Genomic DNA, 14,233 nt, shown 5'->3' with positions numbered 1-14,233 from the left:
GTTCGTTCCTATTCCTCGGCCTCGACGGCGACGCCGGATTTCCTGTTTGCCTGGGCAGTCGGATTGCGCGCATGGAACAGATCGAGATCGGCCTCGATCCGGTCAAGCAGATTGTTGCGCACCATGTCGTAGCCGAGCTCGATCGCCGCGGCAAAGCCATCCGAATCGGCACCGCCATGGCTCTTCACCACAATGCCGTTCAGGCCCAGAAAGACGCCGCCATTGGAGCGGCCGACATCCATCTTTTCGCGCAGCCGGTCGAAGGCACCTTTGGCAAACACGTAGCCGATCCTGGCCATCAGCGTGCGGCTCATGGCGGCCCGCAAATAGCCCGCGATCTGCCTTGCCGTGCCCTCGGCGGTCTTAAGTGCGATGTTGCCGGCAAAGCCCTCGGTGACGACCACGTCGACCGTGCCCTTGCCGATGTCGTCGCCCTCGACGAAGCCGCGATAGTTCATCGAGGCCATGTTGGCCTCGCGCAGCATGCGCCCGGCCTCCTTGACCTCCTCCTGGCCCTTGATCTCCTCGACGCCGACATTGAGCAGGCCGACGCTCGGCCGCTCGATACCGAACACCGAGCGCGCCATTCCGGTGCCCAAGATGGCGAAATCGACGAGCTGATGCGCATCCGCGCCGATGGTGGCGCCGACATCGAGCACCACGCTCTCGCCGCGCGTCGTCGGCCAAAGCGCCGCGATCGCCGGGCGGTCGATGGTGGCCATGGTGCGCAGGCAGAATTTCGACATCGCCATCAACGCGCCGGTGTTGCCGGCCGAGATGCAGGCCTGCGCGGCGCCGTTCTTCACCGCCTCGACCGCTTTCCACATCGACGATTTCCAGCGGCCGTGGCGCAGCGCCTGGCTCGGCTTGTCGTCCATCCTGACAGCGATCTCGCAATGGACGAACTCGCTCACCTCGGCGAGCTTGGGAAACTTGGCCAGTTCGGGACGCACGGCGTCCTCGCGGCCATAGATGACGAAACGGATGTCAGGGCGGCGGATGGCGACCGTCATCAGCGCGGGGATGACGACGCCTGGTCCGTGATCCCCGCCCATGGCATCGATGGAAATCCTGATCACGCGGTGTTTTTCTCACGGTTTGCCTGGCTAGCGGCGGGCGCCTGCCGAGGTAAGGGGGCTCGCGAAGGTTCGGCGAAAATAGCGGTTTTGGGCTGCCGCACAACCAACTTTTCCAAAATCCAGGCCGCCTTCAGGATTTTCCGAGCAGCGAACGCAGCTTTTTCTGGAATTCGCTTTCCTCGGGCTGATCGTCACCCGCGCCCTCTAGCGAGGCGCCGGGTTTGCGCGGATAAGGGTCGATCGCCAGGCCGAAAAACTGCTCGGCGAGCGCCCCGACATCGATGGTGTCGCCGGAAAAAGTTTCCGGGCTGTCGGGCCCGTCAGCGTCGAGGACGATCTCGCCGCCGCCGTCGAAGCCTTCGCGTCCGAGTTTCGACTGCTCCGGCAAGAACAGCGCCTCGACGGGCTCGTCGATGTGAGCCGCGACCGGATCGAGTGTGACGATGCAGGCCTGGGTGATGTCGGCCTCGACGCGGCCGCTGACCTTGACGCCGTTGCGTTTCCAGGACGCCACCAAGAGCTCGGCGCGATAGCTCTCGACGGAAAGCAGGTCATGTTCGGCGGCAAGCGCAGTGCGCTGCCTTTCGTCGGCCTCGATTGCAACCGGCAAACCCTTTTGCGGCAGGCGGGCGACATTGGCGACAAAGGATACGGGGCTCTGCGGTTCGGCGTGCTTCATTCTCGCCTCCTTCAGGCGGCTCCGGCGGCCGGGAAAGCGACGACGCCGGCCATGATCGATTCGGTCGGCTGAGCGGCAAGCTGCCCGGTCGCCGCGCCAACATGATTCGCCAGCAGCGACGCCTCAGGCCATTCGCCGGCATCGGGCCTGACATTGCGGGCGAGCGCCGCGGCAAGCGCCGCGCCGTCGTCGTCCCGCAAGGCTTCGTCGTAGGCCGCGGTGCGGCCATAGAACATCTTTGCCAGCTTCTTCATGCGCTTCGGCACGCCGACATCGCTGATGCCGAGTTCCCTCAGCGAATGGTCGACATCGAGGAAGAACTCGTCGATCAGCACCTGAGCGATCTCGGCCGCGGCTCCGCCCTCGCCGCGCAGCCGGTGCTGGATCAGGTACATATGGAGCGACAGCATCTCGAAGCGGCCGAGCGGCGTATCCGGCACATTCCAGTCGGAATAAAACACCGTTTGCCGCGCCGCCGCCACGATTTGTGCGTAGAGCGCCTCGGTGATGGCGCGGTTGGCGTGACGTTCGCGACCAAAAAGGCGCTGGAACATTGAGGGTGGTCTCCCGGGGACCTTTTGTTTGATTTGGCCTTGTTGCATCGGCATGCAAGCTGGTTTACCGGTTTTGCGGCCCAGCGCAAGCTGCGGGGATGTGATGGAGAATTGTTGTTGGGTGCGCTGAAATTCAAGTCGTTTTTCATGCCTGTGCGGGCGGGCGTGGCCACTCTGCTGGTGGCGGTATCCGCGCTTTCCGCCTGCAATTCGTCCAAGATGTTCGGTGATCTGCGTCCGAGCGAGACGCTGACGAAAGGCTACGTCATCGACCAGGCGGCGATCGACTCGGTGCCGGTCGGATCGAGTCGCGAGCAGGTTCTTCTTGCGCTGGGCACGCCGTCGACGACGGCGACCTTCGACAACGAGGCGTTCTATTACATCTCGCAGACGCGCAAGCGCTACGTCGCCTTCGACAACCCGCGCATCGTCGACCAGCATGTGCTGGCGGTCTATTTCGGCGCCGACGGCCGCGTCACCCAGATCGCCAATTACGGCCTGAAGGACGGCAAGGTCTTCGACTTCATCTCGAGGACGACGCCGACGGGCGGCAAGGACCAGAACTTCCTCAGCCAGATCATCAACGGCGCCAGCAAGCTGGCGCCCGGCATCCCGGGCGGCGGCACGCCCTGAGTTCGCTGTCAGCGACGTCCACGGACCAAGACCCGCCGAATCCGCTTCGGCGGGTTTTTGTTTTGCCGAAACGGCTTGGCCGTAAACAAAACCCGCGGGATCGCTCCCGCGGGTCACTTGGTAGAACGTGGCTCAGCCGTGCGCGAGCACGGCCAGGAGCAGCAGCGCCACGATATTGGTGATCTTGATCGCCGGATTGACCGCCGGGCCGGCGGTGTCCTTGTAGGGATCGCCGACGGTGTCGCCGGTGACCGAGGCCTTATGCGCCTCGGAGCCCTTCAGGTGCTTGACGCCATTCTTGTCGGTAAAGCCGTCCTCGAACGACTTCTTGGCGTTGTCCCAGGCGCCGCCGCCGGAGGTCATCGAGACGGCGACGAAGAGGCCGTTGACGATGACGCCGAGCAGCGAGGCGCCAAGGGCCGCGAAGGCCGAGGCCTTCGAGCCCGAGATCAGGAGCACGCCGAAATAGACGACGAGCGGCGCCAGCACGGGCAGCAGCGACGGGATGATCATTTCCCGGATTGCTGCCCGGGTCAGCAGGTCGACGGCGCGCGCGTAGTTCGGTTTCGAGGTTCCGGCCATAATGCCTTTATCCTCGCGGAACTGCTTGCGCACTTCCTCGACGATCGAGCCCGCCGCGCGGCCGACGGCGGTCATGGCGATGCCGCCGAACAGATACGGAATGAGGCCGCCAAAGATCAGGCCGGCAACGACATACGGGTTGGAAAGGTCGAAGGAGATCTCGCCCATGCCCTGGAAGTACGGGTACTTGTCGCCATTGGCGGCAAAGAACCTGAGGTCGTTCGAATAGGCCGCGAACAACACCAGCGCGCCGAGGCCGGCGGAGCCGATGGCATAGCCCTTGGTCACGGCCTTGGTGGTGTTGCCGACCGCGTCGAGCGCGTCGGTGGAGTGGCGCACTTCCTTGGGCAGGCCCGACATTTCGGCGATGCCGCCGGCATTGTCGGTGACCGGGCCGAAGGCGTCGAGCGCCACGATCATGCCGGCGAGCCCGAGCATGGTGGTGACGGCGATCGCCGTTCCGAAGAGGCCGCCAAGCTGGTAGGTGGCGATGATGCCGCCGACGATGACGATGGCCGGCAGCGCCGTCGATTCCAAGGAGACCGCGAGGCCCTGGATGACGTTGGTGCCGTGGCCGGTCACCGAGGCCTGGGCGATCGAATTCACCGGGCGCTTGTTGGTGCCGGTGTAGTATTCGGTGATCACCACGATGAGGCCGGTCACCAGAAGACCGATCAGGCCGCAGATGAACAGGTTCTTGCCGGTGATGACGATGCCGGCGACGGTGCCGACCTCACCCCAACCGAGCGTCGCCGAAGTGGCGACGGCCAGGCCGACGATCGACAGCAGGCCGGTGACGATCAGGCCCTTGTAGAGCGCGCCCATGATCGAGCCGTTGGAACCTAGCTTGACGAAGAAGGTGCCGACGATCGACGTCAGGATGCAGGCGCCGCAGATGGCGAGCGGATAGAGCATGGCGGCGCCCAGCACCGCCGTGCCGCCGAAGAAGATTGCAGCCAGAACCATGGTGGCGACGACCGTCACCGCATAGGTCTCGAACAGGTCCGCGGCCATGCCGGCGCAGTCGCCGACATTGTCGCCGACATTGTCGGCGATGGTGGCCGGGTTGCGCGGATCGTCTTCCGGAATGCCGGCTTCCACCTTGCCGACGAGGTCGCCGCCGACGTCGGCGCCCTTGGTGAAGATGCCGCCGCCGAGACGGGCGAAGATCGAGATCAGCGAGGCGCCGAAGCCGAGCGAGACCAGCGCGTCGATGACGACGCGGTCGTTCGGCTGCAGGCCCATCGGGCCGGTCAGGATGAGGTAGTAGATGGAGACGCCGAGCAGCGCCAGGCCCGCCACCAGCAGGCCGGTGATGGCGCCCGACTTGAAGGCGATGTCGAGGCCGGCGGCCAGGCTGTTGGAAGCGGCCTGCGCGGTGCGGACATTGGCGCGCACCGAGACATGCATGCCGATGAAGCCGGCAGCGCCCGAAAGCACGGCGCCGATCAGGAAGCCGATCGCGGACGTGATGGAGAGCAGCCACCAGGCGAGAAGAAGCACGACGATGCCGACGACGGCGATGGTGGTGTACTGGCGCGCCAGATAGGCTTGAGCACCTTCGCGAATGGCGGCGGAGATTTCCTGCATGCGCTGGTTGCCCTGATCGGACGCCAGGACCGATCGTGTCGCCCAGATGGCGTACAGGACTGACAGCAAGCCGCAGGCGATGACGGCGGTAATGATGGTCATTGCCGAATTTTCCTCGATTGATGGCCCAGAAGAACCCCTCCCTGGGCCGTTGGGACGGAGATGAACGCCGCACGCGGAATCCACCCCTTGGCTAAGGTGTATGCGAAACAGGGCTGGGAACGTCAAGATATTGTTCGGTTTTTGCCCGGCTTTCGCCGGAAAGACGAACGCCGCGACTCACCGGCAGGGGCCGCCGTGCATTTAGATCGATTGCGCGCCGGCAAACGGCGCAATGTCAGTTGGCGCGGCGCAAGCCCGGCAGCTTCAGGGTGCCGAGCGCCAGGAAGCAGAGCACAACGACCGGGAACACGATCCAGTTCAGCATGGTCCAGCCCCAGGCATTGTAGACCGCGCCCGACATCAGCGAGGCGAAGGCGACGGAGCCGAACAGGACGAAGTCATGGAAGCCCTGCACCTTGCCTTTTTCGGATGGATGGTAGCTCGCGGCGACCATGGCGGTCGCGCCGATGAAACCGAAATTCCAGCCGAGGCCGAGCAGGATCAGCGCGGTCCAGAACTGCCATAGCGCAAGGCCTGAGAGCGCCACCACTGCGCAGGCGATGAGCAGCACCAACCCAATAGCGACGATGCGCTCGGCGCCGAAGCGGTGGATCAGCGAACCGGTGAAGAAGCTCGGCCCGAACATCGCCATAACGTGCCAGGAGATGCCAAGCGTGGCATCGTCGGTCGAAAGACCGCAGCCGACCATGGCGAGCGGCGCGCCGGTCATGACGAAGCTCATCAGCGCATAGCTGCCTACGGCACAGAACAGCGCCGCGACGAAACGCGGTTGGGTGGCGATCTCGACCAGCGGACGTGCGTCGCTTGCGGCGGCTTCGGCGGCGCTGCTCGTCCGCCTGGACGTATGCAGGAAGGAAAGGATAATCGCGCCTATGGCGGCCAGCACCAGGATGGAGGCGAAGGATCCGGCAAACATCACCGGCGCCAGAAGGTCGCCGGTGTAGATGACGATCTGAGGCCCGAGGATGGCGGTGACGATGCCGCCAGCCAGCACGAAGGAAATGGCGCGCGCCTTGAATTGCGGCGGCGCGTTGTCGGCGGCGGCGAAGCGGAACTGCTGCACGAAGGCGCCGCCGACACCGATCACGCCCAGGCCAAAGGCGAACAGCCAGAAGCTCGCCTGAAAGAGCGCGAGCGTCGCGATCAGCCCGCCGAGGGCGGTGACGATGGTGCCGGTCATGAAGCCGCCGCGATGGCCGAGCCGGCGGATGATGGCGGCCGCCGGCAGGGCGCCGAGCGCAACGCCGAGGTTGAAGCCGGTGACCGGCGCCGTCGCCAGAGACTTGTCGGGGCCGAGCAGATATTGGCCGGCAAGCGCGCCGATGGAAATGGCGATCGGCGCGGCGGAACCGACGATCGCCTGCGCGGCCGCGAGGAGCACTGCCGTGCGGCGCGCTTCCCTGCCGGCGTCAGCGACGACTGCCGTGGCGGTCACGATGCGTCCTTGCCGCGACCCTCGCCCCGTACCCGGCGCGAGACACGGTCGAGCAGGGCGTTGACCAGCTTCGGCTCGTCTTCCTCGTAGAAGGCCTTGGCGATGTCGACATATTCCGACACGATCACGGCCACGGGAACGTCCTCGCGCTTCATCAGCTCATAGACGCCGGCGCGCAGGATGGCGCGCAGCGTCGAGTCCAGCCGCGACAGCGGCCAGTCGTCAGTCAGCGCCTGGCGGATGATCGGATCGATGGTCTTCTGGTTCTCGACGACGCCGGTCAGGATGGCGCGGAACCACTGCGCGTCGGCCTCGCGATAGAGCGCGCCGTCGACTTCCTTGCCGAGGCGGAAGGCCTCGTATTCGGCGGTGATCTCGAAAACACCGCTGCCGGCCACGTCCATCTGGTAGAGCGCCTGGACGGCGGCAAGACGGGCGGCACCGCGCTTGTTGGCGTGGCGCGCCGCACCGGTCTGGGCAGGATCGCTCACGATTGGGCTCCGAATTTCTCTTTGAGCGCGATCATGGTCAGCGCCGCGCGGGCGGCAAAGCCGCCCTTGTCGCCTTCGGTGCGCTTGGCCCGCGTCCAGGCCTGCGCATCGTTTTCGGTGGTCAGGATGCCGTTGCCGATCGCGACCGCTTCCTGCACGGAAAGATCCATCAGCGCACGGCTCGATTCATTGGCGACGATGTCGAAATGATAGGTGTCGCCACGGATGATGGTGCCGAGCGCGACGAAGCCGTCATAGTGTACGCCGCCCTCGCCGGCACCGTCCAGCGCGAAGGTGATGACGGCCGGAATTTCGAGCGAGCCAGGAACAGTCACGACGTCATAAGTGGCGCCGGCCTCGTCCAGCGCGCTGGTCGCGCCTTCGAGCAGCGCGTCGGCGAGGTCGTCGTGGAAACGCGCCTCGACGATAAGCAGATGCGCCTTCGCCTGCGGACGAATGAACGCTTTGCCGTGTTGGGATATGCCTGCCATAAACGTCTCCGGGGGGTTGCCGGTGACTTAGGCCGAAGCCGGATCGATCGCAAGCACAAGATTGCCGCCCGACACAGGTCCAGCATCTCCCGACAGGCCCAGATCCCAAGCATCGCGATCTTCCGGGGCTTTCTTCAGCTAGCAGGCGAAGCCTCGAGGATCGAGATCGGTGCTCGAGGGTGCCGATCACCCCGCTCAAGCTTCAGTCCGAGAAGGGAAGCTGAGGCGCCGGCGCGACCTGGCACCTCAGCGATCCGCGCCGCCTCCCCGGAACCCCTCGGCTGCGCTCAAAGCCCCTGTTTCGCCGCCTCGGCTAAGCGCGCGGCATAACGGGCCATGATATCGATCTCGATGTTGACGCGGTCGCCAGCCTGGCGCTCGCCCCAGGTAGTGACGCTCAGCGAGTGCTGGATCAGAAGCACATCGAAGCGCGTAGCTTCGACCTTGTTCACCGTAAGCGAGGTGCCGTCGAGCGCGACGGAGCCTTTCGGCGCGATGAACTTCGCCAGGTGACGCGGCGCCTCCAGCGTGAAGCGCACGGCATCGCCCTCTTCCTTGCGCTCGACGATTTCCGCCGTGCCGTCGACATGGCCGGAGACGATATGGCCACCGAGCTCGTCGCCGATCTTCAGCGCCCGTTCGAGATTGATCCTGGTGCCCGATTTCCAACCGGATGCAGTCGTCAGCCTGAGCGCCTCTTCCCAGGCTTCGACCTCAAACCAGCGCGCGTTCGAGCCGTTCTCGGGCAGCGCCGTCACGGTCAGGCAGACGCCGCCGCAGGAAATCGAAGCGCCGATCGCGATCGTTTCCGGGTCATAGGCCGTGTCGATGCGCAGGCCGACGCCTTCGCTGAGCGGCTTCACCGAAGCGACAGTGCCGACATCCGTAACGATTCCCGTAAACATCAGATCGTGTCTTCCAGTTTGACCATGCTCTTATCCGAAACCATTTCCCACTTTTTGGGATCATGGTCTTACCCACTCGGCATAGCTGTCCTCGCCGAAGCGCATCTCACGCAATTTGCGGAAACCCGGCGGGATATGCGCAGCGTCGATCGGCGAGGTGATACCATCCTCGCCGATCGCCTCCGGTCCCTGGAACAGGACGATGCGGTCAACGAGGTCTTCCGCCAGGAAGGCCTCGGCCACCTTGGCGCCGCCCTCGACCAGTACGCTCGCCATGCCGAGCGCTGCAATGTCCTCGAGCAGTTCCGGCAGGGCTACTTCGCTCTCGTAGGTTTCAGTGCCGATGAAGTGCACGCCTGCGCGTTCGAGCGCAGCCCGCCGCTGCGGATCGGCCTCGGCGCACGCCGCGACATAGAGCGGTACACGATCGACCCCGGAAACAAGCTTCGACGACTCCGGCAGCCGGATCTGGCGATCGAGGATGATGCGAGCCGGGGAGCGGTTCTCCAACCCCGGTAGGCGCACGGTCAGCGCCGGGTCGTCCTCCAGCGCAGTGCCGATGCCGACCAGAATAGCGTCGGCCTCCGCGCGCATAAGATAGACTTCGCGCCTGGCGATCTCGCCCGTGATGGCGACCTGGCCGGCGCCTTTCCGGCCGATCTTGCCGTCGCTCGAAAGCGCAAGCTTCAGTGTCACTTCGGGACGTTTCTTCAAAGATCGAATCAGATAGCCGGCCATCTGCTCGGCGGCCTCTGTGGCGAGCACCTTCTCCACGACCTCGATGCCGGCGGCGCGCAGCATGGCGTAACCCTTGCCGGAAACGCGCGGATCGGGATCGCTTGCCGCGCCGACGACGCGCGCAATGCCGGCATTGACCAGCGCGGTGGCGCAAGGCGGCGTGCGGCCGTGATGGGCGCAGGGCTCAAGCGTCACATAGGCGGTGGCGCCGCGGGCCAGTTCGCCGGCCTCGGCCAGCGCCTCGGTCTCGGCGTGCGGCCGGCCGCCGACAGCAGTGACGCCGCTACCGACGATCATCGGGCCGGCGCCGTCGTCGCGCACGATGATGGTGCCGACGGAAGGGTTGGTCGCAGTGCGGCCGGCATTGCGGCGCGACAGTCTGATGGCCGCCGCCATGAAACGGCTATCAAGGGCTGCTTGCTCGGCCTCGCCCAATTGAGCTTTCGCCATGATCAGCCGGCGTCCTCTTCGGTCTTTTCTTCGTCGCCCTTCAGTTCGCCCAGCAATTCGTGGAAATCCTTGGCTTCACGGAAATTGCGATAGACCGAAGCGAAGCGCACATAGGCGACGTCGTCGAGCGATTTCAGCGCCTCCATGACGAGCCGACCGACCTCGCCGGAGGCCACTTCCGTCTCGCCGGAGCTTTCGAGCTGGCGCACGATACCGGTCACGGCGCGATCGATCCGCTCGGGATCGACATTGCGCTTGCGCACCGCGATCTCGACCGAGCGCAGCAGCTTGTCGCGGTCGAACGGCACCTTGCGGCCGGACTTCTTGATGACGACGAGATCGCGCAGTTGCACGCGCTCGAAGGTGGTGAAGCGGCCGCCGCAGTCCGGACAGACGCGGCGCCTGCGGATCGCCGCGCCATCCTCGGCGGGACGCGAATCCTTCACCTGCGTATCTTCGGACTGGCAATAGGGGCAGCGCATGGAGAGCCTTGGGTTTGCGATTCAGAGCATGATCCCGAAAAGTTGCAGACTCTTCGGAGAAGATCATGCTTCAAAAACAAAATCTTAGAGCGAGATGGCGATTCAAGGAAGCGTCATCTCGCTCTGGTGAGCGGAAGGCTTAGAGCCTTTCATTTCTCAGAGATAGCGAGGCGCGAGAAAGATTGCCAGCGCCCTGCCCCTGTCGTGCCCGGTCGGTTCAGGGCGCGACGTCCTTGGTCGGGAATCCGCAGGACGTGCCGAGGTTGCGGTAGGCTTTGGTGAAGCCGTCCATCGGAATGCTGGCGACGGTCTGCTTGCCAAAAACAACATCGAGCGAGGTGACTTTGCGCATGGCGCGCAGCAGAGCGAGACTTGTCTTCGCCTGGTTGTCGACCGTCCAGCTGGGACGACCGCCGACGGCGTTCGAATAGACTTTCGCGGAAACCTTGATGCCGGGGTCGCCGAAGGTCGCCGCGATGTCCTTGCCGGTCGGCAGGTCCTTGTTGTCGACAGCGATCATGATAGCGGGATAGGCATCCGGCGGCAGCGCGTCGCCGGTCGAGATCGACAGCGTGAGCGTGCCAGCATTGCCGATGCCGTCGACGAAAGCCGCGGAGGCCGCGCAGGTCTTGTGCGCATCCTGCCCGGCGTCGAGCGTGTCGATGATCGTGGTCCATCTGCCGAAGGTGTTTGTGGCCGGTTCTGGCTGCGCCTGCTCCTGCCCGGCCGCGCCGGACACGGCGAAACCGGCCAGCGAGCCGACCAGGGCCAAGGCGGCAAGATGGAAAATGCGCATCATCAAGTCTCCAGTTCGCGGCGCCGTCCAATCAGGACGGCGCGCATTGCCGGCGGATAAAAGATGACGCGCGGCTTCCGGTCAACCGAGATAAGGATAGAGCGGGAAGCGATCCGTCAACGCCGTGACTTTGGCCTTGACCGCAGCCTCGACTGCCGCATTGCCCTCGTCGGAATTCGCCGCCTTCAGCCCGTCCAGCACCTCGGCGATCAGCTTGCCGATCTCGCGGAACTCGGCCTGGCCGAAGCCGCGCGTGGTGCCGGCCGGCGTGCCGAGACGGACGCCGGAGGTGACGAACGGCTTTTCGGGGTCGAAGGGGATGCCGTTCTTGTTGCAGGTGATGTTGGCGCGGCCGAGAGCCGCCTCGGCGCGCTTGCCGGTGGCGTTCTTCGGGCGCAGGTCGACCAGCATCAGATGGTTGTCGGTGCCGCCCGACACGATGTCGAGGCCAGTTTCCTGCAGGCTCGAAGCCAGCGCCTTGGCGTTGGCGACGATGCTCTCGGCATAGGCCTTGAAGCTCGGCTTCAGCGCCTCGCCGAGCGCCACCGCCTTGGCTGCGACGACATGCATCAGCGGGCCGCCCTGCAGGCCCGGGAAAACCGCCGAGTTCATCTTCTTGGCGATCTCTTCGTCGTTGCAGAGGATCATGCCGCCGCGCGGCCCGCGCAGCGACTTGTGCGTGGTGGTGGTCACGACATGCGCATAAGGCAGCGGCGACGGGTGCATACCGCCGGCGACCAGACCGGCGATATGCGCCATGTCGACCATCAGATAGGCGCCGATCGAATCGGCAATCTCGCGGAAACGCTTCCAGTCCCAGATGCGCGAATAGGCCGTGCCGCCGGCCAGGATCAGCTTCGGCTTCGTCTCATGCGCGGTCTTCTCGATCGCGTCCATGTCGAGCAGGTGGTCGTCCTTGCGCACCCCGTAGGAAACGACCTTGAACCATTTGCCGCTCATGTTGACCGGCGAGCCATGCGTGAGATGGCCGCCGGAGTTCAAATCGAGGCCCATGAACGTGTCGCCGGGCTGCAGAAGCGCCAGGAAGACGGCCTGGTTCATCTGGCTGCCCGAGTTCGGCTGGACATTGGCGAAGTTGCAGCCGAAAAGCTTCTTGGCGCGCTCGATGGCCAGTTCCTCGGCCACGTCGACGAACTGGCAGCCGCCGTAATAGCGCTTGCCCGGATAACCCTCGGCATATTTGTTGGTCATGATCGACCCCTGCGCCTCGAGCACGGCGCGGGACACGATGTTTTCCGAGGCGATCAGTTCGATCTCATGGCGCTGGCGGCCAAGCTCGTTGCGGATAGCGCCGAAAATTTCCGGATCGGCGTCGGCAAGCGTGGTCTCGAAGAAGGATTCGAATTTGTTGGAGGCTGCCGCGGCATTTGACATGGCTTGCTTTCCCTTGGGGCCGGAGGTCTGCGAGGTCGCCGCGCCATTAACACAGTTGTTTGGAGCCCGCCACGTTTGCGGCGCGAAATTTGCTAGCCGGATTGCGCCAAGCAAATCGGCTGAACACTATTTCCGGTCGCGCCGGCTTTTGAGCAGCGCTTCTGTCAAAGTGATCTCGGAAAGCAGCGCCCGCATCGTGTGATCGTTGATCTGGCGGGTGCGGAACATGGCGCGCACGGCGGCGCGCTCCGCCTCGATGCCGGCGTGCCTGAGCTCAAGCTCCAGCCGCCCGGATTCGCGCGCCTCGGCGCGCGCCTCTTCGACCTCGTCGGAAGCCGCGATGCGGCGCCGGTAGCCGGCAACGATGCTGTCGGCGACCGCGAGCCGAGCCTCGGCCGCCTCGCCTTCGCCGCCCTCGATCGCGAGGCTCTCGATCTTGGCGATGGCGGCCTCGGCGGCGCCCACACGCGCCCGCCGCTCCTCGGCCGCACCCGGATCCTCGCCTGGCTCGACCAGCCCGCGGGCGATCCTCGGCAAAGCAAGGCTGGCGATGACCAGCGAGCAGATGATGACGCCGGCGGCGAGGAAGATCACCACGTCTCGCGCTGGAAAGGGCGAGCCATCCTGCAGCGCGAGCGGCAGCGACAGGATGCCGGCAAGCGTGATCGCGCCGCGCACACCGGCCACCGATCCGGCAAGCCTGACGCGGAAACCAAAGGGCTCTGCCTTGCGCTTACCGAGTCGCGCGGCGATCATCGATGCCATGTCGCCGATCCAGATCCAGAGGAAGCGCAGGCCGATCAAGCAGAGCGTCAAAATGAGCACGGTCAGCACCGGCTCGAACAGCCAGTGCCGGCTGGTGAGTTCCGGCGGGACCCTGCGGATGATGTCAGGAAGCTGCAGGCCAAGCAGGATGAAGAGAGCGCCGTTGAAGACGAAGGTCAGCATCGACCATAGCGACATCGCCTGGATCCGCGCCGAGATCGAGAGATGGCGGAAAATGCCGGAGGTGCCCGTAACCAGGCCGGCGGTGACCGCGGCCAGGATGCCCGAAGCGCCGACATGCTCGGCAATCAGATAGGCGACGAAGGGCAGCAGAACCATCACCAGCACCTGCGCCCCCGCCGGCGTGCCGCCGATGCGGCCAAGCACCTGCAGCGCCTTGGCGGCGACGAACAACGCCGCAATGCCCGCGAGGATGCCGGCCGCCACGGCGTAAAAAAAGCTCAACGAGGCGGCGGCGAACGAAAAGCTGCCGGTCAGCGCCGCCGCAACGGCAAAGCGGAACATGACCAGGCCGGAGGCATCATTGAGCAGGGATTCGCCTTCCAATATGTGCATCAGCCGAGCCGGAACGACATTGCGGTCGACGATCGAGGACACAGCAACGGCATCGGTCGGCGACAGCACGGCGGCCAAAGCGAACGCAACCGCCAGCGGGATGGTTGGCACCAGCCAGTGCAGAGCATACCCGAAGCCGACGATGGTGAAGAAGACAAGTCCGACGGCGAGATCGAGGATCGGCCGGCGCAGCTCGATCAGCTCCCGTTTCGGCGTCGCGAGGGCATCACCGAACAGAAGCGGCGGAATGAACACCAGCAGGAAGAGTTCCGGATCGATCTCGACATGCAGTCCCTTGGCCGGCCAGGCAAGCGCGGCGCCGATCGCAATCTGCAGCACGGGGAGCGGCACCCGCACCAGCCGCACGAGAGCGCCGGAAAGCGCCACGAAAGCAAGCACGACGAGAATGAAGACGGCGACGTCCATGATGCAATTCCAGCTGCTCGCGCTTTAAGTCTCACTTTTCGAC

14 protein-coding genes are annotated in these 14,233 nt (G+C 64.9%); 1 reads left to right on the top strand and 13 read right to left on the bottom strand.

Annotation, left to right across the window (positions count from 1 at the left end; genetic code table 11):
• Nucleotides 1–8: 8 nt before the first annotated feature.
• From plsX to A9K71_RS22045, 3 genes are all read right to left on the bottom strand, one after another.
• The gene (plsX, locus tag A9K71_RS22055; protein WP_067000757.1) at nt 9–1,079 is read right to left on the bottom strand and encodes a phosphate acyltransferase PlsX; all 1,071 of its coding nucleotides are present in this window, start codon (nt 1,077–1,079) and stop codon (nt 9–11) included.
• A gap of 130 nt (nt 1,080–1,209) precedes the next feature.
• The gene (locus tag A9K71_RS22050; RefSeq protein ID WP_067000755.1) at nt 1,210–1,758 is read right to left on the bottom strand and encodes a DUF177 domain-containing protein; all 549 of its coding nucleotides are present in this window, start codon (nt 1,756–1,758) and stop codon (nt 1,210–1,212) included.
• An 11-nt stretch (nt 1,759–1,769) separates the two neighbouring features.
• A complete protein-coding gene (locus A9K71_RS22045; protein ID WP_067000752.1) occupies nt 1,770–2,312 on the bottom strand; it encodes a ubiquinol-cytochrome C chaperone family protein in 543 nt (180 codons plus the stop codon).
• Between the two features lie 117 nt (nt 2,313–2,429).
• Between A9K71_RS22045 and A9K71_RS22040 the strand changes: the two genes are divergently transcribed.
• Nucleotides 2,430–2,945 carry an outer membrane protein assembly factor BamE gene (locus A9K71_RS22040; protein ID WP_067000750.1) on the top strand — a complete coding sequence of 172 codons (516 nt, stop codon included), beginning with the start codon at nt 2,430–2,432 and terminating at the stop codon, nt 2,943–2,945.
• A gap of 132 nt (nt 2,946–3,077) precedes the next feature.
• Here A9K71_RS22040 and A9K71_RS22035 read toward each other — a convergent pair whose 3' ends face one another.
• The 10 genes from A9K71_RS22035 to A9K71_RS21990 form a co-directional block, all read right to left on the bottom strand.
• Nucleotides 3,078–5,219 (bottom strand): sodium-translocating pyrophosphatase, encoded by a 2,142-nt coding sequence (locus tag A9K71_RS22035; protein WP_067000747.1) that lies wholly within the window; start codon nt 5,217–5,219, stop codon nt 3,078–3,080.
• Between the two features lie 235 nt (nt 5,220–5,454).
• The gene (locus A9K71_RS22030) at nt 5,455–6,675 is read right to left on the bottom strand and encodes an MFS transporter (RefSeq protein ID WP_067000744.1); all 1,221 of its coding nucleotides are present in this window, start codon (nt 6,673–6,675) and stop codon (nt 5,455–5,457) included.
• Nucleotides 6,672–7,166: a transcription antitermination factor NusB gene (nusB, locus tag A9K71_RS22025; protein ID WP_067000741.1), complete on the bottom strand. Its 495-nt coding sequence runs from the start codon at nt 7,164–7,166 to the stop codon at nt 6,672–6,674. Before nusB ends, A9K71_RS22030 begins: the two co-directional genes overlap by 4 nt.
• On the bottom strand, nt 7,163–7,657 hold the full coding sequence (ribH, locus tag A9K71_RS22020; protein ID WP_067000738.1) for a 6,7-dimethyl-8-ribityllumazine synthase: 495 nt from the start codon (nt 7,655–7,657) through the stop codon (nt 7,163–7,165). Before ribH ends, nusB begins: the two co-directional genes overlap by 4 nt.
• Before the next feature lie 287 nt (nt 7,658–7,944).
• Nucleotides 7,945–8,562, bottom strand: coding sequence for a riboflavin synthase (locus A9K71_RS22015; protein WP_067000735.1), 618 nt, complete (start codon nt 8,560–8,562; stop codon nt 7,945–7,947).
• 60 nt (nt 8,563–8,622) lie between these two features.
• A complete protein-coding gene (ribD, locus tag A9K71_RS22010; RefSeq protein WP_067000732.1) occupies nt 8,623–9,750 on the bottom strand; it encodes a bifunctional diaminohydroxyphosphoribosylaminopyrimidine deaminase/5-amino-6-(5-phosphoribosylamino)uracil reductase RibD in 1,128 nt (375 codons plus the stop codon).
• 2 nt (nt 9,751–9,752) lie between these two features.
• On the bottom strand, nt 9,753–10,232 hold the full coding sequence (gene nrdR, locus A9K71_RS22005; RefSeq protein ID WP_059184872.1) for a transcriptional regulator NrdR: 480 nt from the start codon (nt 10,230–10,232) through the stop codon (nt 9,753–9,755).
• A 217-nt stretch (nt 10,233–10,449) separates the two neighbouring features.
• A complete protein-coding gene (locus A9K71_RS22000) occupies nt 10,450–11,028 on the bottom strand; it encodes a hypothetical protein (protein ID WP_067001005.1) in 579 nt (192 codons plus the stop codon).
• Between the two features lie 81 nt (nt 11,029–11,109).
• Nucleotides 11,110–12,423, bottom strand: a complete 1,314-nt coding sequence (gene glyA / locus A9K71_RS21995) for a serine hydroxymethyltransferase (protein ID WP_067000730.1) — start codon at nt 12,421–12,423, stop codon at nt 11,110–11,112.
• 126 nt (nt 12,424–12,549) lie between these two features.
• Nucleotides 12,550–14,190, bottom strand: a complete 1,641-nt coding sequence (locus A9K71_RS21990) for a Na+/H+ antiporter (RefSeq protein ID WP_067000727.1) — start codon at nt 14,188–14,190, stop codon at nt 12,550–12,552.
• Nucleotides 14,191–14,233: the final 43 nt, after the last annotated feature.

This window comes from Mesorhizobium sp. WSM3873 (assembly GCF_001672445.1).
Lineage (GTDB): Bacteria > Pseudomonadota > Alphaproteobacteria > Rhizobiales > Rhizobiaceae > Mesorhizobium.
Note: the sequence above shows the minus strand (reverse complement) of the source record. Positions and strands in the feature narration are given on the sequence as shown.